At 51.4% G+C, this 19,743-nt stretch carries 21 protein-coding genes; 1 reads left to right on the top strand and 20 read right to left on the bottom strand.

Annotation, left to right across the window (positions count from 1 at the left end; genetic code table 11):
* The first annotated feature begins 72 nt into the window (after window positions 1-72).
* Window positions 73-984, top strand: coding sequence for a LysR family transcriptional regulator (locus Q0135_RS00180; protein WP_297987276.1), 912 nt, complete (start codon window positions 73-75; stop codon window positions 982-984).
* Window positions 985-1,368: 384 nt separating this feature from the next.
* Here the strand turns inward: Q0135_RS00180 and Q0135_RS00185 are convergent, their stop codons facing one another.
* The 20 genes from Q0135_RS00185 to Q0135_RS00280 form a co-directional block, all read right to left on the bottom strand.
* The gene (locus tag Q0135_RS00185; RefSeq protein WP_297987279.1) at window positions 1,369-3,504 is read right to left on the bottom strand and encodes a hypothetical protein; all 2,136 of its coding nucleotides are present in this window, start codon (window positions 3,502-3,504) and stop codon (window positions 1,369-1,371) included.
* A complete protein-coding gene (locus Q0135_RS00190; RefSeq protein WP_297987281.1) occupies window positions 3,497-4,024 on the bottom strand; it encodes an outer membrane lipoprotein carrier protein LolA in 528 nt (175 codons plus the stop codon). The genes Q0135_RS00185 and Q0135_RS00190 overlap by 8 nt, the downstream gene beginning before the upstream one ends.
* Before the next feature lie 32 nt (window positions 4,025-4,056).
* On the bottom strand, window positions 4,057-4,584 hold the full coding sequence (locus tag Q0135_RS00195; RefSeq protein WP_297987283.1) for a thioesterase family protein: 528 nt from the start codon (window positions 4,582-4,584) through the stop codon (window positions 4,057-4,059).
* Entirely contained in the window at window positions 4,571-6,691 is a 2,121-nt protein-coding gene (locus Q0135_RS00200; protein WP_297987285.1) for a glycosyltransferase, read from the bottom strand. The genes Q0135_RS00195 and Q0135_RS00200 overlap by 14 nt, the downstream gene beginning before the upstream one ends.
* The gene (locus Q0135_RS00205; RefSeq protein ID WP_297987287.1) at window positions 6,672-8,822 is read right to left on the bottom strand and encodes an AMP-binding protein; all 2,151 of its coding nucleotides are present in this window, start codon (window positions 8,820-8,822) and stop codon (window positions 6,672-6,674) included. The genes Q0135_RS00200 and Q0135_RS00205 overlap by 20 nt, the downstream gene beginning before the upstream one ends.
* On the bottom strand, window positions 8,803-9,342 hold the full coding sequence (locus Q0135_RS00210) for a DNA gyrase subunit B (protein ID WP_297987289.1): 540 nt from the start codon (window positions 9,340-9,342) through the stop codon (window positions 8,803-8,805). The genes Q0135_RS00205 and Q0135_RS00210 overlap by 20 nt, the downstream gene beginning before the upstream one ends.
* A gap of 766 nt (window positions 9,343-10,108) precedes the next feature.
* Window positions 10,109-10,387, bottom strand: coding sequence for an acyl carrier protein (locus Q0135_RS00215; protein WP_297987291.1), 279 nt, complete (start codon window positions 10,385-10,387; stop codon window positions 10,109-10,111).
* Window positions 10,380-10,646: a phosphopantetheine-binding protein gene (locus Q0135_RS00220; RefSeq protein ID WP_177388711.1), complete on the bottom strand. Its 267-nt coding sequence runs from the start codon at window positions 10,644-10,646 to the stop codon at window positions 10,380-10,382. Before Q0135_RS00220 ends, Q0135_RS00215 begins: the two co-directional genes overlap by 8 nt.
* Complete coding sequence (locus Q0135_RS00225) at window positions 10,643-11,398, bottom strand: lysophospholipid acyltransferase family protein (RefSeq protein WP_297987293.1); 756 nt, start codon at window positions 11,396-11,398, stop codon at window positions 10,643-10,645. The genes Q0135_RS00220 and Q0135_RS00225 overlap by 4 nt, the downstream gene beginning before the upstream one ends.
* Window positions 11,395-11,859 (bottom strand): hypothetical protein, encoded by a 465-nt coding sequence (locus Q0135_RS00230; protein ID WP_297987296.1) that lies wholly within the window; start codon window positions 11,857-11,859, stop codon window positions 11,395-11,397. The genes Q0135_RS00225 and Q0135_RS00230 overlap by 4 nt, the downstream gene beginning before the upstream one ends.
* Complete coding sequence (locus Q0135_RS00235; protein ID WP_297987297.1) at window positions 11,849-12,394, bottom strand: hypothetical protein; 546 nt, start codon at window positions 12,392-12,394, stop codon at window positions 11,849-11,851. The genes Q0135_RS00230 and Q0135_RS00235 overlap by 11 nt, the downstream gene beginning before the upstream one ends.
* A complete protein-coding gene (locus Q0135_RS00240) occupies window positions 12,384-13,919 on the bottom strand; it encodes a beta-ketoacyl synthase chain length factor (RefSeq protein WP_297987298.1) in 1,536 nt (511 codons plus the stop codon). The genes Q0135_RS00235 and Q0135_RS00240 overlap by 11 nt, the downstream gene beginning before the upstream one ends.
* Complete coding sequence (locus Q0135_RS00245) at window positions 13,909-14,331, bottom strand: excinuclease ABC subunit A (RefSeq protein WP_297987300.1); 423 nt, start codon at window positions 14,329-14,331, stop codon at window positions 13,909-13,911. The genes Q0135_RS00240 and Q0135_RS00245 overlap by 11 nt, the downstream gene beginning before the upstream one ends.
* A 10-nt stretch (window positions 14,332-14,341) precedes the next feature.
* Window positions 14,342-15,571, bottom strand: a complete 1,230-nt coding sequence (locus Q0135_RS00250) for a beta-ketoacyl-ACP synthase (protein ID WP_297987301.1) — start codon at window positions 15,569-15,571, stop codon at window positions 14,342-14,344.
* Complete coding sequence (fabG, locus tag Q0135_RS00255) at window positions 15,565-16,299, bottom strand: 3-oxoacyl-ACP reductase FabG (RefSeq protein WP_297987302.1); 735 nt, start codon at window positions 16,297-16,299, stop codon at window positions 15,565-15,567. The genes Q0135_RS00250 and fabG overlap by 7 nt, the downstream gene beginning before the upstream one ends.
* Complete coding sequence (locus Q0135_RS00260; RefSeq protein WP_297987304.1) at window positions 16,292-16,720, bottom strand: hypothetical protein; 429 nt, start codon at window positions 16,718-16,720, stop codon at window positions 16,292-16,294. The genes fabG and Q0135_RS00260 overlap by 8 nt, the downstream gene beginning before the upstream one ends.
* On the bottom strand, window positions 16,717-18,207 hold the full coding sequence (locus tag Q0135_RS00265) for a beta-ketoacyl synthase N-terminal-like domain-containing protein (RefSeq protein WP_297987307.1): 1,491 nt from the start codon (window positions 18,205-18,207) through the stop codon (window positions 16,717-16,719). The genes Q0135_RS00260 and Q0135_RS00265 overlap by 4 nt, the downstream gene beginning before the upstream one ends.
* The gene (locus Q0135_RS00270) at window positions 18,188-18,604 is read right to left on the bottom strand and encodes a hypothetical protein (protein WP_297987309.1); all 417 of its coding nucleotides are present in this window, start codon (window positions 18,602-18,604) and stop codon (window positions 18,188-18,190) included. Before Q0135_RS00270 ends, Q0135_RS00265 begins: the two co-directional genes overlap by 20 nt.
* Window positions 18,601-19,143 carry a 4'-phosphopantetheinyl transferase superfamily protein gene (locus Q0135_RS00275; protein ID WP_297987311.1) on the bottom strand — a complete coding sequence of 181 codons (543 nt, stop codon included), beginning with the start codon at window positions 19,141-19,143 and terminating at the stop codon, window positions 18,601-18,603. The genes Q0135_RS00270 and Q0135_RS00275 overlap by 4 nt, the downstream gene beginning before the upstream one ends.
* A gap of 280 nt (window positions 19,144-19,423) precedes the next feature.
* Window positions 19,424-19,666, bottom strand: coding sequence for a hypothetical protein (locus tag Q0135_RS00280; protein WP_297987313.1), 243 nt, complete (start codon window positions 19,664-19,666; stop codon window positions 19,424-19,426).
* Window positions 19,667-19,743: the final 77 nt, after the last annotated feature.

Consider the following 19,743-nt stretch of genomic DNA (forward strand, 5'->3'; position numbering starts at 1 on the left):
TGTAAGTCAAATGTTATTTGGTATATAATTTAATAGCTAAAGGCTATAAAATTTCAACCGAAGGGGCAAAAAATGAGCCTGCGACATATGGAATTTGCGGTAAAAATTTCGGAGCTTAAAAGCTTTACAAAGGCGGCGAGCGAGCTTGGAATCGCGCAGCCGTCGCTTTCAAAGAGCATTATGCTTTTAGAAAAGGAGCTCGGGATCGAAATTTTTGATAGAAAAAACGGCCTTGAGCTTACATACGCGGGCGAAATTTACATCGCCAGAGCGAAAAATATGCTTAGGCTCAATAAGGAGCTAAATAACGAAATCCGCGGGCTTTCGTCGATCAAGACGGGTAAGCTCGTAATCGGCGCGACCTCGACCAGCTTTAAATTTATCGAAAAGATCATCGCGATGTTTTACAGCAGGTTTTCCAAAGCCGATATCAGGATCGTGCACGCTCACTCCGAGCCCGCGCTCATCGAAATGCTAAAAAGCGGCGAGCTTGACATCGTCTATGCCTCGCATTTCGGCGAGCTTTCTGCGGAGGGGCTTGAGTGCGAGTTTATAAAAAAGCGCAGGCTGCTTCTAAGCGTCTGCTCCTCTCATCCTGCCGTTTCGCGAGCGAGTATAAATTCTACTGAGAAATACCCTAAAATCGCGCTTAGCGAGTTCAAATCCGATAAATTTGCAATCAGCAGTAAAATTTTAAAAAGCGAATCGAACTTCAAAAAGATATTTGAAAACGCGGGCTTTACGCCTCAAATTTTCTGCGACACCTCCTATCTGTACGTGGCTAACGCGATGGTTGCGGCGGGGCTTTGCGTGAGTTTCAGCTTCGCGCGGTACATTTTTGAGACGCAAAAGGACTACATCACGCTCTTTGACGTCGCGGATGAGCCGCTTTTGGACGTGTCGTTTTCGGTCGTGTATAAAAAACCCTCCAAGCTCGCAAAGGAATTTATAAAGATGATAAAAGCGGGCAAAAGCGGCGAGTAGGGCGGTCTACGGCGTGCAAATTTAAATTTAATAACGCACCGCAAGGGTTTAAATTTAAAAATGCACTGCATAGGTTTAAATTTAATAGCATGCTTCGAGACGCTGCGCCAAAGATCGACTTTTAAAATTTATCCCGCAACCTTATTTTTTAAATTCCGGTTCGCAGCTTGCTTAGCCGAAATTTCATCTCAAATTTTATCTTGCGCTCTAATCGGTTAAATTTTATCTTGCACATGCAGACTAAATTTTATCTCGCGGCGCATTAGACTAAATTTTCATTCGTCGCGGCTACGTAAATTTAGGGCGCACTCTTTTATAAAATTTTATCTGCAAGCGGGCAAAGAGCGCCTATCCGGTACTTTCGGCTCTTTGGCTACCGCTTGATTAGCTTTTCTTACTTGCCGCCAAAACTTGCGCCAAGATCGCCGCTAGCGCGATATTGAGGCTGACGCAAAGCCCAAATAGCGCCACGGCCTTGGTGGAACTGAAAGCGAGCGTAAAAAAAGAGATTATGCTGGTTAAAGACGCAAGCGTGATGCCGAAAATTTTATCGCTAAGCGCCATCTTATCGTTGTTTGCAAAGATCATATAGTCGATCCCCACGGCGCCTGAGAGGATCAGCGCAAAGATCGCAAATATATTCACGCTCACGCCGAATGCGCTAAGCAGGGCAAGCACGGCCAAATTTGTCGCAAAAACGCAGATGACGATCAGCCACGCAGTCCGCGCGCCGAAAAACGCCCACAATAGCGCGAACGCAAGGGCGTACGCGGCGCATTTCAGATACAAGGCGTTGATTTTGATCTGCGAAAACGCCTCGCTTATGGCGCTTCGCATGTTTAGATGCAGCGCGCCCATCTGCGTGGCAAGCTCGCTTACGGCCGCTTTATCGCGCACGCCGCGCAAAAAAGCGATATGCGGATCGATGCTCGGCATCGCGGCAAAAAGAACGGAGCTTCTAGCTTGCTCGTAGCTTAAAATGGGCGCATCCGCGATCTTGGCAAAGTTCGCGTCCACGAGCTCGCGGCTAAGCCCGAGATTTAAAAATGCGCTTCTATCGTAGTTTGCAAAGGCCTGCTTGATAAAGCTCTGCGTAGCGGGATCCAAAATCGGCGCACCCGCGTATGAGTCTGCAAGACCGCGCGCCACGGCCTCTTTGGCTACCGCGCCAGCATCGTTGCCCACGATCAGATCGAAGCTGGAGCCTCCGATGCTTGCGAGCTTGGCGCTCATCGCGATCAGGTTTTTATCCAAGCTCGCGTATTCGCTGACGTCGTCCTTAAGCTCCATTTTAAAATACAAAAACGCAAGCAGCGCCGCACAAACGATGGCAAGCGCTTTGAGGCTTAGGTTTATCTTGCAAAGCGCCTTTGCGTAGAGTTCAAGAGCTTTTGCAAAGAGCGGAGCGGGGCGAAATTCCGCTCCTTCGAGTAGCAGCGGCAGGGCGAAGTAGCTAAAGCAAAACGCCCCCGCAAGTGCGGCTATCGCAAAGATCGCGATCTCTTTGAGCAGAAAAAACGGGCTGAATAAAAATACGAAGTAGCCTCCCGCAGTGATGAAAAACCCTAGAAGCAGGATATTTCGCATGCTTTTTATCGAGCTAGCCTCGATTTTGCGCGCGATGTTTGCGCCGAGCCAATGCACCGCGTAATCCAGCATGAGCCCGATTAAACTTGTCGAAACCACGGCGCTTAGGATGTGGATCGAGCCGCGGATCGCCATCGTGGCGGCTACGCCGCAGGCGAGCCCGAAAAGCGCGGGCAGCAGCAGGCAGAAGATCCGTGCGCGCGAAAATGCCGCCAGCAGCAGCGCCGCACACAGGCTAAGCGAAACGGCGCCAGCGACGGAGCTTTCGCGCACGCCCGCGCTTTTGCCCAAAGCGCTAAAAAGGGCGGTGCCTGAGATTAAAATTTTGCTCTTTTGCGCCTTGTGCACCAGCGCGCTAAGCGCGTCGTCGTTTGCTTTCGGAGCGAGTTTGGCCGTAGCGAGGTAGTGCGGCGCGCCGTCAATGGTCGCGATGAAGCGGTTTTGCGCAGGATCAAGCTTGATTGCGCCGCGAGAGCTAAGGCGCGAGTGAAGGCTGAGCGAGAAAAAGTCCTGCGAGAGGCTAAGCGGACGAAATTTTGAATAAAGCTCACGCGCGCTACGCTCAAAAAAGGCCTGCGGATCGCTTTTTAAAAGCTCCACGCTCGCATCATCGAGCATCGCGGGCGCAAAGCGCGCAAGCTCGCTCTGATACATTCTCGCGTCCTTAACTTCGTAAATTATGCTCTCAAAAAGCCCGCTTTTTTGCATATCCGCAATGAACGCGTCAAAGCTCGCCTTCTCTGCGCTTGCGACGATGATTTGCCGCGCAATCTCGCGGTTGAAATCCTCGACGCTTTGTTTCTGCTCGCCCGAAATTTCAATGCCGCTTAGCTCGTAAAAATCGGAATTTACGCGGTTTAAATTTAACGCTATAAAGGCGCAAAGCGCGATGAATGCCGCGCCGAATACCGTTAGGATCGCGCTCTTACTCATCTAAGCTCACGACGCCAGAAAATACGTTTTCGCTCACGTCGCCGTTAGCGCTGCTAATCCGCAGCACCCTGACGTAGGCGCCGCCCTCGATCACGATATTTTTAAAGATATTTTGCAGCATCCCTTTGGGGCTTAGCTCGGCGCGCCACGCATCTTTGCTGCCGCTTAGCGCGATCGAGAAATTTTTGCTAAGCCGCGCTACGTCCAGGCGCGAGATCGCCAAAAAGGTGTCCTTATCAAAAAGCGAATCGGCGCTTTTGACCCACGCCTCGCCGCTGCGCTCAAAAACGCCGTCCGCGCCGATTTTTAGCTCGCTTCGCACGGGCTCTAGCGTCGTCCAAAACAGCTCGCCACCCTTAATCCTAAACTCGCCGCTGCTTCGCACGGGCTCGGCAAAGCCCTCGATGCTGAGCGTTTCGCTAAATTTGCCGCCGATATTGTCGGTCTTAAGTGCCAGATCGCTCACTTCAAGCGCGCCCGCAAGCCCCAAAATCGCCAAAAATAAAGCTAAAATTTTCATCGTAGTCCTTTAAATTTTATGCTCGCTAAATTTCACTGCTCGTTATCGCTAGGCAAAATTTCATTTGCCGCGGCATTTTGAGAGCGCTCTTGCTTGGACGCGGATTTATCTGCTGCTGAAATTTTATCTACCATTGAAATTTTACTCGCGGGATTTTTCTTTGCTAAAATTTTATCCGCGCACGCCCTTAGCTGCGGCGGTATCTCATACAGCGTCCTTTTGGAATCAAGCTCCACCGCGGCTTGCGACGTAGTAGCTTTGGCTAATAGCGCGCCCGATAGGCTTTTGATGCGGTAGGAGAATTTTATTATTGTGTCGCACTCGAGCAGCTCGATGCTTACCGCAACCTCGTCGTCAAAAAGTATCGGAGCGATAAATTTAAACTCCATTTTGATAATGGGATATATAAATCCATCATCTCTCATCTGCATATATGTGTAGCCCGCGTCGCGCCAAAACTCGCATCTAGCGTCCTCGCAGAGCTTTACGTAGTTGCCGTGCCATATCACGCCCATCGGATCGGCGTCGTAAAATCTAGCGCGAAATTTATACTCTCTCATTCCTCTCTCCGCTATGAAATTTTTCGTCCTGCGAGGCGGATTTTGCGGCGGCTAAATTTGAATTATCTAAATTTAGCGCAGTATCCGAGTCCGCCGTACTTTTCAAATTCGGCGCGGCATTCGAACTTGCCGTGTCGTTTAAATCCGCTGCGCCATTTAAATTTGACGCAGCGTTTGAACCCGTCTCGCCGAAATTTTGCGCGCCGTCGCGCTCCGCATCGCTTGCGTCTTTCCCTTGCGCCCAAAAATCAAAGAAATTATACCACTGAGAAGGAAATTCTTTGGCATAAAGCTCCAGCTGCCGCACGTAGCTTTTAAGCGGCGCCGCGACCGATCGCGCCTTGTCGCGGCTCTTTAGCGGCGCAGGCAGCGGTTGTAGCCGCAGCTCGTGGCCGCTGCGCCCCTCGTAGCACCATAGGCTAAATAGCGGCGCGTCCAAAATTTTGGCGAGCAGATACCCGCCGATCGGGAAGTTCGCGCTGCGTCCTAAAAAATCCTCGCTTTGAAATTTATCCGAGCCCACCGGCATGCGATCGCCCATTATCGCGATGTGCTCGCCGTTTTGCAGCAGTTCTTTGATTTGCAGCATCTCGCCGATGCCTAGCTCGCCGACGTAAAGAATTTTCACGCCGCCGCCCATCTTTTCGATAAATTTCATAAAATTTTCGCTGTGTTTGCGAAAGATCAGCACGTTAATTTTTATCCCCGCCGTGCTTGCCGAAAGGGCGCGCGCGATCTCGGTGTTGCCAAAGTGCGAAGTGATTAAAATTTTGCCCGTTCCGTCGCTTAAAAGTTCCCTCATACCGTCTTGCACGCGAATTTGATCTAGCGCGATCTTGCCGTTCCAAACTGCGATTTTTTCGCATAGAGTGAGGGAAAATTTATAAAAATTCGCATAAATTTCGCGGGTCTTGGGCTCGCGATCAAGCGCGCGACGCAAAAATTCCCTGATCGCGCGTCGCTCGTTTTTAAGCAGCGCAAAATAGATCGCCGAGATAAAAAGCGCGGTAGCTCGCATACAAAAATCGGGCGTGTGAAGCGTGACGAAGCGGGCTAAATTTAAAAGCGCCGCGCCCGCCTTTTCGTTGTTTTCGCTCCAGTGTTTAGCCATCGCGCCTGTCCTTTTTGCGGCGGCATGTTGCGACGAGGCTTTTACGAGCGAACTTTGCGCTGAATTTTCCGCCTGCGGGCTTTGCGCTGCGACTTTATCGCCGCATTTTTCGGTACCAGCTTTTTTGTTTGCGTCGCCGTCCATCTCTTTTTTCGCACCTTTGCAACTATCGCGCCGCGCGTCGCTGCAAAGGTTTTGCCCCGCTATCCCTTGCAAAATTTCGTCTGCACTCTGCTGCGAAGCATCCTGCAAGTCGCGCTTTTTAAATTTATCGCAGGCGCGCTTTAGCGCCCTTTTTGCAAGCCAAAGCGGAAGTCCGCAAAATAGCCTAGCGTGCATCAGCGAAATTCCGAAATTATCCCGAAACGGCGCGAAGTGGCTCACTCCGCCCGCTTCGTAGCGCACCGCCAGATCGAGCCATTTTATCTCTAACCCAGCCCGCGCAGCTAGGATTAAAATTTCGGCATCAAAGCCCATTCTGCGGCTTTTGGTGCGGGGCAGAAGCGGCACGATCCCCTCTAGCGGGTAAATTCTAAAGCCGCACATCGCGTCTTTTATGCGGTACGAAAGGGTATTTACCACGCACCAAAAATTCATTATCTTGCGTCCGTGTAGGCGGGATTTGGGCGCGCTTTCATCATACACTGGCGCGGCGCAGATCAACGCGGCGGGCTGCTTTGCCGCAAGTGCCAAAAACTCCTCACACCCGCCTACGTCGTGCTGAAAGTCCGCGTCGATCTGAAAGGCGTGCGTAAATTCAAGCTCCTTCGCCCACGCCAGCCCGTCGCACACGGCAGCGCCTTTGCCGCCGTTTTGCGCGCGGGTGTAAATTTGAGCCGCAAGCCCCTTTAGCGCGCTTTTGCTCGCTTCGTCGCTGCCGTCGTCCACGATCAGCACGGGCGCGATGGGCGCCAGGGCGCTTACGAGCTCGGCGATGCGCGCGGGGTGGTTGAAGTAGGGCAGCAAAAACGCGGGCTTAAAGGCAAATTCTTCCACTGGCGCAGACCTTGTCGTTTGAAATTTCAAAGCGGAGTTTGCCGCTTGCTTCGGTGATTTTGATAAAAATTTCATCGCCCGGGCGGATGAAATTTTTAAATTTTAAATTTTCTATCTTTTGCGTACCGTCCAGCTCGTAGCCCAGGGCTTTTGCGCAGATTAATACGAAGCGAAGCTGCATAAACGCGGGCACTAGCGGAAATCGCGCAAAGTGTCCGTCGAAATAAAAGTCGCTAGCGCGCACCTTCGCGCGAAACTCATTCTCCGCGCTTTGCTCGAAAACGGGCACCTCGTAGCGCTGCAGAGCGCTTAAAAAGTCCTTTTTGCTTAGCTTGCCCTGCTCATTAAAAGGCAGCTTGCTCGCGATCTTGAAGTAGCGCAAAATCGCGCCGAATTCGGGCTTCAAAAAGGCCTTCAGTTCGTCCGTAACGCCCTTTTTACCGCCTGCGCGAAACGCCTGCTCGCCGCGCTCGCTGAGCTTGATAAGAGCTACGGCGCGGTCGCGCTGTGGGTGCAGATTGATCCTACACTCGCCGATAAATTCGTGCGAGCGGAGTTTGGCTTCAAGCAGATCGAGGCTCACGCGGTTTTCGTTGATTTTGACGGTGCGATCGCCGCGCCCCAAAAGGGTGATCTCGTCTGCGCGCACATAGCCGAAATCGCGGCTTTCGAAGCGCTCGCACCAAGGCGAGCTGATCGTAAACTCGCCCGTTTGCGAAAATTTGTCGGCGGGCTGCTTTGCCCCAAATTTATCGCAAAGCCCCTCTGCCTGCGTAAATTTATCATCGTGTTTCGTCGCAGAGCTCGGTGTGGGGCTGTTTTCTGTATCGGTCGCTGTTTTATCGCTAACGTCTGCATTAAATTTAGACGCCTGCTCGCCCGAACGGCTTGTGTCTTGCCCGTCCGCATTTTGCTCGCCCGCACAGCGCGTTTTAGGCTCTGCCATAGAATTTTCGCCGCAAGAGCTTGCCGTAAGATCGGTAGGATCGAAAGGCTTGTTCTCGCGTTTTGCCGCGCCGCTATCAATATCCGTGCGGACCTGCACGCTTACGGGAGCAAATTTCTTAAGTCCCGCGCCCTCGTTGCAAGCGATCACGCCAGTTTCGCTGGAGCCGTAAATATCGATGATGCGGGCATTGCTAAGCGCGCGCAACCCATCTCGGATCGCAGGACTTAGCGGCGCACCCGCGCTAAAAATGGTGCCCAAAGGCGCTATATTTGCGGCGTCTGCGTACTCGCACAGCGCGCCGAGCACCGTGGGCGAGCTGATCAGCACGGCGCCCGCAAGATCGGCTGCGAGGATGATTTCAGGGTAGTTTAGGCCGCCTTTTTGCGTGCGCGAGCCGCAAAGCAGCGGCACGAAGATGCTAAAGGTAAGCCCGAACATATTTTGGTGCGAGACGCCCGATAAAAATCGATCACTTGCGCAAAGGCCAAATCTCTCTACTAAAAATTCCGCCTCTAAAACCATATCGCGCAGGCTTTTTTCGATATTTTTTGCCTCGCCCGTGGAGCCTGAAGTTTTGATATAAAATTTTTGTTCTACGCGCAGTAGGCGCAAAGAGATAGCCTCTTGCTCGCAGGGCGCGTGATTTTGCGGCGCGTTTTTAGATGAAATTTTAGGCGCGGATTTTCCCGTACCCGGAGGCGAAATGTTTTCTAAATCATGAGGGCTAAATTCGTCTAAATTTTGCGATGCGGCGAGATTTAGAATTTTCACGTCGCCGCCGAGATGAAATTCGCCGCTAAATTTGGGCTCTCGCAGCAGTACGGGCGCAAAACCCGCAATCAGCGTGCCGAAAAAAAACGCAATGAACTCCGCCGCATCCTCGCCGTAAATTTCAATCATCGGCGCGCGCTTTTGCTCTTGCGTCTGCGCCGATTGCAAGGCGCGCGCGGTATCTGTGTCACTGCTAGAATTTTCCGCATCTTTTAAATTTGCGCTTCTGTTAGAATTTTCCGCGCCTTTTAAATTTACGCTTGCCGCGCTGCTTTGGAGTTTGTCCGCGCCTTTTAAGTTTACCGCTTCGCTCCGCTTGCATCCTGTTTTTGCCAAATCGCGCGCAAGAGCCGCCGCAGCAAGGATTTCGCGCTCGTAAGGCTTCAAAGAATTAATCAAATTTTTTAACATAAAATTTCCTAAAAATCATCTCGCCGCCGATCAGCGCGCCGATGAGGACGTATGAGATCGCGCCGCAGTAAACGCTCCAATAAATTTTATCTCGCGGTAGTAGCAGCGCCGCGCTAAGTAGACCGTTTAGCACGAAAAATCCGAGCCAAACTTCGGTCAGCTTGCGCGTGTAGGCGCGGCCGTGCTCGTTGAGACCTGGCTGCTTCAAAAGCGCTAGGCGTGTGATCGCGGGCGTCGATCTTAGGCTGAGCGCGAAAAGCGCCGCGAGCGAGAAATTTATTATGAGCGGATACAGATACGCAAGCGCTCCGCCTCCAAATAGGGCGCACAGCGCAAAAAATGCCGCGCTTGCGCCCTTAATAGCTCGATCTTTACTTTCAAAAACGGCTCGCGCTCCCCATAGCGCGCTCATCGCTACAAGCAAGCAGACCCGCGCGCCGCCGTGCAAAAAATAGAGACCGAAAGGGTAGAGCACGCTCAAAATTATGGTAACTGTTTTTAAAAATATCGTTCGTCGCAATCTTTGTAATCCTTAAATTTAGCCGCAAGGGTTTAGTTTCTGCCGCGGCGGTTTTAGCTTTGTCGCAGCAATTTTGTTTTACCGCGGCCGGCTAGGCTTTTGCTGCTGCGATTTTGGTTTTGCCGTGGCGGTTTTTGGTTTTGTTGCTAGCAGCGCGATCGTTGCGATCGGCGCGATTATTACCACACTTCGATACTTTAAATTTAGCTTCAGCGTTCAAATTTTAGGCGCTATGCTTTTAAAATTTAAATTTAGCCTTGCTCGCCGCATTTAAATTTCAGCAGTGCCGCTTTTAAATTTAGCTACGCCTTAATTTAACTCGCGGCGCCGCACCCGCGATCAGATTTGCTAAATTAAATTTAGCCGAAATTTTAAAATTTTGAAATTTTACGAAAGCGACGGTCGCAAAAGAAACAACGCCTTTTAAAATTTCAAAATTTCATCCGAACTTGCAGATTAAAATTTTAAAATTTTGATCTGCAAAGTGCTTTAAATACTAGCCTAAAAGTGGCGGTTAAGTGGGCTTTGTGCCGTGCCGCTTAACCGCCAAGCCCGCAAAAGCCGCTCGCTCCACGCTCTTTCAATAAAACGATCGCCACTCGTCGCATACCTTTGATAATATTCGCCGCACGTTATCAATTCAACATGCGTCGTCAAACAAACGCCGCCGTATGTTATCTATCAAGCCAACCGCTGCCTCTGTGCCGCCGCAAAGTAAACTACCAAGCCGCCGCACGCGCGATCTTGCCGCGCCGCACGGCGAAATTTAATTCTCGCCGCCCGTAGTTTCCCCACTCGCGCCCTGATCGAGCTTCGCCGCTACGGCATCCACGATGTCGCCGAGAGTTTGGATATTTTTAAAATCATCGGGCATCAGCTTATAGCCCGTGTTTTTCTTGACGTAATCGACCAGATCAATCGCGTCGATGCTGTCGATCTGCAGATCCTCGTAAATTTTAGCCTCAGGCACGACCTTGCTCTCGTCGATCTCAAAAAGCTCCACGAGCGCCTTTTTTAAAATTTCAAAAATTTCATCTTTACTCATTTTTACTCCTATTTTCGGCGATGTATTGCGCCAAAGACGCAACGGATGAGAAAATTTGCTTTAAATTTTGGGTTTTTGAGTTAAGCACGATGCCGTATTTTTTCTGCACCAAAAGCCCTAGCTCCAGCGCATCGACCGAATCGAGCCCGAGCCCGTCGCCAAAAAGCGGCTCATCGTCATTTATGTCGCCCGGCGCGACGTCTTCGAGGTTCAGCCCCGAAATGATCAGTTCCTTAAGCTCCAAAATTTCTTCGTTCACAGATTCTCCTTTTCATATAGATTTGATATTTTTTCGTAGAGTTTGCGCACTCGGATCGGGTTTGGGCGATCCGGCTCAAAGCTCGTTAGATCCAGCGCGCACAGCTCGTAGAGGTCGTACTTCATCCGAACCTCGGGCGTATCGTACCATACTTGTCCTTTTTTTAGGCTTTTAGGATCCATTTTTATCGCGACGCAATTCATATTTTTTGCGAAATTTATCGCGATGTAAAACGCTGCTTTGTGCATGGCGATGCGATCTGCGGTGCGCGTGCCCTCTGGGAAGATGATTAGGCTTTCTCCTCGCTCAAGGGCGCTGCGGCATGCATCTATCATCGCTTCCGAGCCGGTGTTTGGGATGTAGCCCGCGGCTGCGATGGCGGCGGAGAGGAAGGGATTTTTACACAGACTTTCCTTGACTACGCAGTTTGCGCGCCGCACGTGAGCTAAAAAGATCACCACGTCAAGCAGGCTAGGGTGGTTTGCGATGATGAGAGTGCCGCTAGGCGGGAGCTTGCAGCGCCAGTTCACGCCGATGCTGCCGTAAAGACGCGCTAGCAGCAAAAATATGCGCCACGAGATCATTATAAAATCGCGCACGAAATTTCGCACGACCTCTATGCGGTTTAGCCTCAGCAGCGCTACGGGGAGGAAGAGCAGGTTGCCTATCATACACAGCGCGCCGAAGCTTGAGAAGCACAGCGCGATGCCGATCTGTTTGAGCTTGCGCCTTAGCGGATCTGTCTGCTTCATCGCGCGGCGCCTCTTTCGGCGGAGATTGTGCGGCAGCTCTCGTTAGGGATTTTATGGCTATCGGCGGTGATTTGATGGCGCATCATGCGCGCGATCTCGATAAAATTTCTACGGCTTGCCGCCTGCTGTATCGCAATGAAATTTTTGCGGTTCTCTGCGCGTGATATTTCGCCTTGCGGCATGTGCCGAAGTAATAGAGCTTTTATGGTCTGAGCGGAGGCGATCTCGGCGCCGCGTATGTATCGAAGCAATAGAATTTTTGCGGTGCGCGGCAAACTGCGATTTTGTAGAATTCTCGCCGTTCGCCGCATGTACTGCCTCGGTGAAATTTCCGCGGTTTGCCACGCGCGGCGTCGCGAGAAAATTTCTGCGAAGCGCCATACACGCTGTTTTTGCGCCGCCATACGACGCGCCGTCTGATTAAATTTATAGCTCGCGGCGTCGTTAAATTTAAAATTCATCGCAACCGCCTTGCCGTGCGCATCTTGCCTGAGCGGTCGCTCTATTCATCGCGCGGCTAAATTTAAACTCGTAGCCCAAGCTTTGCTCTGCTAAATTTATGAAATTTACAGCCCGCTGCGCGTAGCATTTCGGCTCGCCGTATCTGTCTTGATAGCGAAATTTTGCGGTGTCTTCCGCGCGCCGCTGCGGTAAAATTTTTATAGCCCGCGACTCGCACCGTTTAGGCGGATTTTTTTTAGTTCGTTGCGTATGCCTCAGCGGCGCATTTTCGCGGCGCGCCTCATTGCAACGCGATTTGGGGGCGTATGGCGCGCGCCCTTTCGGCGTGTTTTTAAGATGCGCCGTTTGGCTGAGCCTATGTTTGATAGCGCGGCTAAATTTAAAATCTTCACCATATCCGCGTTCGGCGGAGCGGCTAAATTTAAAGCTCGTCATTCGCGCCTTTGCAGCTCCGTGTAGCCCGGAATTTTGATCAAAATTGCTCGTCTTGCCGTGCCTGCTCATGCGATGAAATTTTGCTATTTTAACGTTCATAATTTTGCCTTAAAAAAGCTGCGATTTTGGCGGGATCTTTGACGCGCCAAAGATAGTCTAAAACCCCGTCGCTACTGCGCCATTCGCACTTGCCGGAGAGGATTTTAGCCAAAAATTCCACCGCGGTATCTAGCGGGATTTCGCCTCCCTTTTTAAAGCTTCGTAAAATTTCATTTTCGGCTCGCGATTTCGGATTTTGTGCCTCTATGCTCTGTGCCGTCGCGTCTGCAACGTGCGGCGAAATTTCGATCTGCACGTCATCTCCGCGCTGAAGCACCAAAAGTAGGGCGCAGGCAAAGTCGCAGCGCTTCAGATAGTTGTTATTTGCCTCCTCAAAATAGCAGAGCAGGGCGATTTTATCGTTATCCGATTTGCATTCGCCGTTTTTGCCTGCTTCGTTCGCATCCTGTGCGGAGCCGGAATTTTCCGCGCTTTCTTTCAGCCTCGTAGCTGCGATTATTGCGCCGTTTTCGAGCGCACACGCCGCAGAGATCGTCGAAATTTCGGCATGATTTTGCGTAAAAATCGCATTTTGCGCCGCAATCGCGTTGAGTACGCTGACACAAAAGCTCGAAGGCGAGACGCTTTCGCTCATCGAGCCGAGCAGGCCAAAACAGCGGTTGATCTCACCAAGGCGCGAGCAAAAAACGAGCGGTAGCCCTTTGCGCTGTGTCGCGGCATCATCGACTGCTTTCAAATTTTGCCTTGCCGAATTTAAGGAATTTTCATTTGAAAAATCCTGTGGCGTTGAATTTAAATTTTGCGACACTAAATTCAAAGAATTTTCGCTTGAAAAATCTTGCTGCTGCTGATTTTGCACAGCGGCACGGCTTTTGCTTGCATCTAAATTTTGAGGCGCGAGATTTAAGGAGCCCTCCTCGGCTAAACTTTGCGGCGTATTTTGCGAAATTTCGCCTAAAAGCGAGATGCAAAGTTTTGCCCCGAGCCCCAAACGGCGACGCTGCAACGGCGGAATATAATCAAGAGCCGGCTTTTTTTTTAAAGCTTCGAGTGCTAAAATTTCCTCTTTTAAGCGAGCGCGGGTAGAGATTTTCAAATTTTCTCCGAGGCTTTTTTGCAAAACTTCATCCTCGCAGGCGACGAAATTTTTATAAATCTCCGCCGCCCCCTCAGAGCTGCAATCAAAACCTTGCGAGGCGCTAAATTTAGACCCGTTCGCTTCACGATCTAATCTCCGCTCCGAGCCGAGCTTGGCAGAATTTTCATCAAGACCTTCTGCGGCAAGGTCGCGCCCCCCGCTTTCGCTATTTTCGCGCGCTGCAAAATTTGCGGGATTTATAGAGTTCTGCTCACAGTCCGGAATATTTGTAAAATCTTGCGTAGAATTTAACGCGAAATCATACGTAAAATTTTGACTTGCATCGCAAGCGAGATCGGAATTTCCGCCTAAATTTACTTCGGAAATTCCGTCCGAGCAAGCGGCGAAATTTTTATAAAACTCCGCCGGCTCGCCCGAAATTATCGCGCTTGCGTAAGCTACGCCGAAGCTTAGTTTATTTTGCAATGTAGCCTCTTAGCGTGACGCCGCTCATTATCGAGCCTACGCCGCATTCAAACTCCTTGTCGCTCACGAAAACGTTTTTGTAATAGTAGCTCGTGATGTTTACGACCTTGTTGCCACCCTCTTTTTTGGCTCGGTCTTGAAAGCTAAGCAGTGCCGACAAAAACGCGCGGTTGCATGCGGCTTGATCGCTCTTGCCGACGCCGTTTGCTTTTTTATTCGAGCTTAGCTGCTGCGTGATCTTTCTGCCTGCGGATTTGTTGCCGAAGTAGAATTTTATGTTCGGATCAAGCTTGGCTTTAGCGTCGGGCTCTGCGAGTGCCGCAGCGATCGGGAAGCGCACGATATCGTTTTTGGCATAAGCCGAATTAGCGACAAAAAGCGTCGCAACTACGAAAAATAGAAATTTTTTCATTTTCTCTCCTTTAGTTGATAAATTTTTTAAAAATCAAAGATGTGTTCACGCCGCCGAAAGCGAAGTTGTTATTCATAACGTAGTCGGTCTTTATCTCCTGCGGCTGCGTGAGGTATCTAAGCGGCGCGCACTGCGGATCGATAGCTTGTAAATTTAGATTCGGATAGAACAGCCCCTCGTTCATCATCATCACCGAGATGAAGCTCTCCAGCGCCCCGCACGCGCCCAAAGTATGACCCAAATAGCCTTTATAAGAGCTCACTGGCATTTGCGAGCCGAAAATTTCATGCGTCGCCGTAGATTCTGCGATGTCGCCCTGTCTGGTCGCCGTAGCGTGAGCGTTTACGTGCCCGATGAGATCCGGCGAAATCGCGGCGTCTTTGAGCGCCAACTGCATCGCCGCGCGCATAGTCTCGCTCTGCGGGCGGGTGATATGCGTGCCGTCGCAGGTCGTGCCGAAGCCCACTATCTCGGCGTGAATTTTAGCGCCGCGCGCAAGTGCGCTTCTGAGGCTTTCCAGCACGAATATGGCACCGCCTTCGCCCAAAACCAGCCCGTCGCGCGCTATATCAAAAGGCGCGGGGCTGAGAGTAGGGGTGTCGTTTTTACAGCTTGTCGCGTAGAGCTTATCAAATACGAATGCCTGGCTCGGGTGTAGCTCGTCCGCTCCGCCTGCCAGCATCATATCTATCAGGCCGAATTTTATCGCTTCGTATGAGTATCCGATCGCTTGAGACGCGCTCGTGCACGCAGAGCCCGTGGGGATGAGTCTGCCTTTTAGTCCGTAGTAGATCGCGATATTCGCAGCGACGGTGTGGGGCATCATCTTGACGTATGAGTTGGCGTTGAAGGTGCTATCCTTGCCGTGCAAAATATCTACGACCTCGCCAGTAGCCTTTGCATCGCCGCTACAGCTACCCGCTGCGACGCCCATACGGCCGTCCTTTATACGCTCATCTCCCAAAAGCCCCGCATCCGCCAGAGCTTTACCCGCGGCATCTACGCCAAGCATCGCTACCTTGCCCATCGAGCGGGTATCTTTGCGGCTCCAGTGCGCAGGCGGCGCGTAGTTTGGTATCGGCGCGCCAAGCCTAGTGTTTAGCTCCTCGCCGAAAATATCCCATTCGCTCATATAAACTACGGCGCTTTTTTGCTGCGCCAAATTCTGCTTTATGCTTGCCCAGTCCCGCCCGAATGCACAGACGTTGCCAAAACCCGTAATAACTACTCTATTTAACATAATCCACCGTCTATTTTAATAACCTCTTTTGTGATATATGCGGAATTTTCGCTTAGCAAAAACTCCACCAAATGCGCCACCTCGCTCGGCTCGCCGATGCGGCCTAACGGAATCGCGCTTAAAATTTGCTCGCTTGCGGTTTCGTTTATACCTTCGCTCATCGCCGTTTTGATGAGCCCGGGAGCTACCACGTTTACCGTGATCTTGCGGCTTGCAAGTTCTATCGCTAGCGATTTTGCCGCGGCGATTAGCCCTCCTTTGCTGGCGGCGTAGTTACTCTGGCCGCGGTTGCCGGCAATTCCGCTAACCGAGCTCATCACGACGATACGCCCGCCTTTTTTGGCACGGATCATCGGCATCAGCGCGGGCTTTAGGACGTTATAAAACCCGCCTAAATTCGTATCTATCACGCTTTGCCAATCCTCGCGCTCAAACCATACGAAAGAGTTATCTCGCGTAATGCCCGCGTTTAGCACGATGCCCCAGTATGCGCCGTTTGCCTCTATATCTGCTTCGATATGCTCCTGCGCCGCAGCGGTATCTGCGACGTCAAATTTTAAAATTTGAACTTCCGCCGCGCCCGCATCCGAGCAACGCTTCGCCACGTCTTTTAGCTTTGCTTCGTTGCGCCCGTTTAGCGCCAAGCCGTAGCCTTTTTGCGCTAAATTTAACGCACACGCCTCGCCGATACCGCCGCTTGCTCCGGTGATTAAAATTCTCTTAGCCATTTATACTCTTTATCATTTCGTCGCTCGCGCGCATTACGCTAAGTGTGGCGCTTGCGATATGTTCGCCGCCGCAGCGGATCTCGCAGTCGAAGATATATAGCCCCTCACCGTCGCTTACGCTCTGCCTCGCCGTCGTAATTACGCGCTCGCCTACTTTCAGGCTTGCGCGCGAAATATCCAGGTTTCGCACGCCCAGCAAAAACCCGAGCCTCGCCTCGCCGCCGTTTCGGTGACCCGAATAGGCGCCGATGCACTGCGCCATGATCTCCATGTACGCGTAGCTGCCGAGCTTCCCGTTTTCGGTAAACGGCGAGTCCTCTTTAACGCTAAACGCACAGCTCGCATATCCGTCGCTAATCTCTAAAATTTCATCTGCGAAGACCATATATCCGCTCTGCGGTAGGATACTAGAGGCTCTCATACGCGTCCTATTATGGTTACGGCGTTATCTCCGCCGAAAGCAAAATTTAGATTCATCGCGGTATCTACGCGCGCTTTTTTGGCTTCGCATGCGAGATTAAATTTAGACAGCGCAGCCGGAATTTCACTCGTTTGCGAAGCTTGATCCGCGGCGTATTTTAAAATTTTATCGCCTGCGTCTTGCAAAGCTTTAGACGCAGTCAAAATTTCATCCGCGCCGCTTTTTAAAATTTCACCCTGCGCGTTTTGCAGAATTTCACCGCCCGAGCTGCATAAAATTTGATCGCTTGCGTTATTTAAAATTTCATCGTTTCGCTCGCCGTACCGCGCCTGCGCGCTATGAAAAATTTCAGCCTCCGAGCCGCGCCAAATTTTATCGTTTGTAAAATTTGGCGGGATCACGCCCTGTCTGATCGCCTCGTAGCATACGGCAAGCTCGATCGCCCCCGCAGCGCCCAGAGTGTGTCCGATCGCCCATTTGGACGAGCTTGCTGGCGCTAAGGGTAGGGCGGCGCTCATAGCCAAGGCCTCCATCGCGTCATTGGCCGCAGTGCCCGTGCCGTGCAGGTTTACGTAGTCGACGCTTTGCAGCTGCGCCGATTTTAGCGCGGTTTTGATCGCCGCGATCTGCATGCGTGCGCTAGGATCGGGCTTGGTGATGTGGTAGGCGTCGGAGTTTGCGGCGTGAGCCAAAAACGCGACGTCGCTTATGCGCTCGCGCGAGAGCACGAATGCGCAGGCTCCTTCGCCTAGATTTGTGCCTGATCGTGCCTCTGAAAACGGCTTTAGCGGCTGCTCGCTTAAAATTTCAAGCGCGCTAAAGCCCTGCAGCGTGAGCTCGTCGAGTGCGTCGGCGCCGCCGAAAACGACCGCGTCGCAAAGTCCGCAAGAAATGAGGCGCGAAGCTTCGATCAGAGCTTTGTTTCCGCTGGTGCACGCACTCGAAACTCCGATCGCGACGGATTTTAGCCCGAAGCGTTCGCGGATAAAATTTGCGGGGTTTGCGTGGGAGTTGCGCTCGAAGCAGAAGTTTTTAAATTTATCGTTCGCGTTTTTTGAAATTTTGGCGAAATTTTTGTCGTTTGGAGTAGAAATTTCGCTGCACGGCGCGGAACCTTCGCCGTCTTGCGAGATAAAATTTCCCGTGCCCTTGTCGCAGGCGAAAAATTCCGCATAGTTTTCTTGCACGCCGGTGTTGGTGGTCGCAAATACCACGCCTATGCGGTGCGCGCCGAATTTTTGCACGGCTTGCTCGATCTGTCCTTGCACGCCGAGGCAGGCGTAAAGCGCCAGGGCGTTCGTGCGCGTGGCGTAGGCGCGATCTTTGATCCTCGGTAGCGGCGTATCCACGCGCCCAAAGATGAAATTTTTACCGCAGACGCTAAGCTTTTGCAGCGCGGATCTTTTTTCGCACAGCGCGCCAAAAAGCTCTGCGGCGCTGTTTGCGCCCGCACAGATGAGCCCCGGACTACTTAGATACTGCGTCATATCGGCGCCCCTTTGCGTTTATGGCGAAATTTGCTTTATCCGCATTCTCAAGCAGGGCTAAAAATACTCGCTCGCTTTGCGAATCGGGCGGCAGGAAGCCGTCGTTGCGAAATTTCGCCTCGCCGTCCGCGATCGATAAAATTTTGCGTGCTATCGGCGCGCCTAGCATATCGAGCCAGACGAGCTTGTAGCGGCTCTCCTCGCTGCTTGCGGGCGAAATTTTGGAGATCAGGGCTCTGCTTTTCACGCCGTTAGGATCAGTTAGGATGAACTGCTTTTGGCTAAATTCCGCTATCCGCTCGGGCGCCTTGTGTGCGCATCCGCCTATAAAAAACGCGGTGCAAAGCAGAATGAAAGCCGTTTTAGAAATAGCGTAAAAACGATAAACAGGTCTCAAAAATTCTCCCTAAAAACTAGCGAAATCAAAATCTCGCCCTCCAAAATATAGCTCTTGTGTGACCACACTCTGCCGCGCTCATCAAGCGCCAGAGCCTCTCCATCTGCGCCGCGCGCCAGCCCCACGCGAGCAAGCGCGTAAAAACCTAGGCTTCGCGCCTTAATCAGCGCCTCTTTGATCGTGTAAATTTTATAAAAAATGAGCGTCTTTTCGCTCTCGTCCACCGCCGCTAAAAGCTCGCGCTCAAAGGCGTTGAAACAAAACTCGCTCGCCGCGGCAAAATTCCGCGGTTTTAAAATTTCAAGATCGAGTCCGAACTTTTGCCTCGCTAGAGCCACGGCGACGATCGTTTTGCCGTCCGCGCTTTTGTGCGAGATGCAAAATTCGCCGCGTTTTTTAAAGCGCGCCTTAAGCGCCCGCGAAACGCGAAACTCGCGCAGATGTCCTCGCGCTCGCGCCAGCTTCTTATCGCGCCTACTCAAAAGCCGCCGCGGAGCGCACAGATCCTCGTCGGTGATTAAAATTTTTATCTCGCTCATAAAGCTCTGATTTTACTAAAATAGTCTTTATAAAAATATAAAATAGCGCGGCGGCGTTGAAATTTCGTTTAAAATCTATTTGATACGCTTGGGCTCAAAGGCGCACTAAAACATAAAATTTGTTGCGTTTGCACCAAGGCCTCGGGCGCGGTAAAATTTTGAAATTTAGCTCGTTTACGATCTGCGCCGTGCGTTTTTTGGTTCGTCGCGTTCTGCTATGCGGCATCGATCGTGTTTATTGCGCCCATTTTGTAGTATTTTGCGCGACTGCTACGTTTAGTTAGCATAGCGGCATCAAACGGCGAGCAGCGCAAGAGCCGAAAGCCTCGGCGCGAAATTTTAAAAAATTTTGCGATAAAATTTTAAAAGCTCTGCCGCAGGCGGCGTTTGCGACAAAATCCGGATGCGTCGTGCGATGAAATTTTAAAATTCCGAAGCGAAATTTAAAATCGCGAGCAGTGCGTGGCACAGCAGACGTCGCAGTATGACAGCGCAAAATTAGCCGCATTTGAATAAACGGCATAAAATTTAAGCGCTCCTGAATACGGCAGCTTGAAATTTAATTAAAGCGGCACGAAATTCAATCGCGCTTGGCTAGCG

This window comes from uncultured Campylobacter sp. (assembly GCF_937981295.1).
In the GTDB taxonomy this organism is placed as follows: domain Bacteria; phylum Campylobacterota; class Campylobacteria; order Campylobacterales; family Campylobacteraceae; genus Campylobacter_B.

Bases quoted from the DNA above. Each gene is read 5' to 3' on its own strand.
- Q0135_RS00180 (WP_297987276.1), top strand. From the start codon at position 73: ATGAGCCTGCGACATATGGAATTTGCGGTAAAAATTTCGGAGCTTAAA.
- Q0135_RS00185 (WP_297987279.1), bottom strand. From the start codon at position 3,504: ATGAGTAAGAGCGCGATCCTAACGGTATTCGGCGCGGCATTCATCGCG.
- Q0135_RS00190 (WP_297987281.1), bottom strand. From the start codon at position 4,024: ATGAAAATTTTAGCTTTATTTTTGGCGATTTTGGGGCTTGCGGGCGCG.
- Q0135_RS00195 (WP_297987283.1), bottom strand. From the start codon at position 4,584: ATGAGAGAGTATAAATTTCGCGCTAGATTTTACGACGCCGATCCGATG.
- Q0135_RS00205 (WP_297987287.1), bottom strand. From the start codon at position 8,822: ATGTTAAAAAATTTGATTAATTCTTTGAAGCCTTACGAGCGCGAAATC.
- Q0135_RS00215 (WP_297987291.1), bottom strand. From the start codon at position 10,387: ATGAGTAAAGATGAAATTTTTGAAATTTTAAAAAAGGCGCTCGTGGAG.
- Q0135_RS00225 (WP_297987293.1), bottom strand. From the start codon at position 11,398: ATGAAGCAGACAGATCCGCTAAGGCGCAAGCTCAAACAGATCGGCATC.
- Q0135_RS00230 (WP_297987296.1), bottom strand. From the start codon at position 11,859: ATGAATTTTAAATTTAACGACGCCGCGAGCTATAAATTTAATCAGACG.
- Q0135_RS00235 (WP_297987297.1), bottom strand. From the start codon at position 12,394: ATGAACGTTAAAATAGCAAAATTTCATCGCATGAGCAGGCACGGCAAG.
- Q0135_RS00245 (WP_297987300.1), bottom strand. From the start codon at position 14,331: ATGAAAAAATTTCTATTTTTCGTAGTTGCGACGCTTTTTGTCGCTAAT.
- Q0135_RS00250 (WP_297987301.1), bottom strand. From the start codon at position 15,571: ATGTTAAATAGAGTAGTTATTACGGGTTTTGGCAACGTCTGTGCATTC.
- fabG (WP_297987302.1), bottom strand. From the start codon at position 16,299: ATGGCTAAGAGAATTTTAATCACCGGAGCAAGCGGCGGTATCGGCGAG.
- Q0135_RS00260 (WP_297987304.1), bottom strand. From the start codon at position 16,720: ATGAGAGCCTCTAGTATCCTACCGCAGAGCGGATATATGGTCTTCGCA.
- Q0135_RS00265 (WP_297987307.1), bottom strand. From the start codon at position 18,207: ATGACGCAGTATCTAAGTAGTCCGGGGCTCATCTGTGCGGGCGCAAAC.
- Q0135_RS00275 (WP_297987311.1), bottom strand. From the start codon at position 19,143: ATGAGCGAGATAAAAATTTTAATCACCGACGAGGATCTGTGCGCTCCG.
- Q0135_RS00280 (WP_297987313.1), bottom strand. From the start codon at position 19,666: ATGCCGTTTATTCAAATGCGGCTAATTTTGCGCTGTCATACTGCGACG.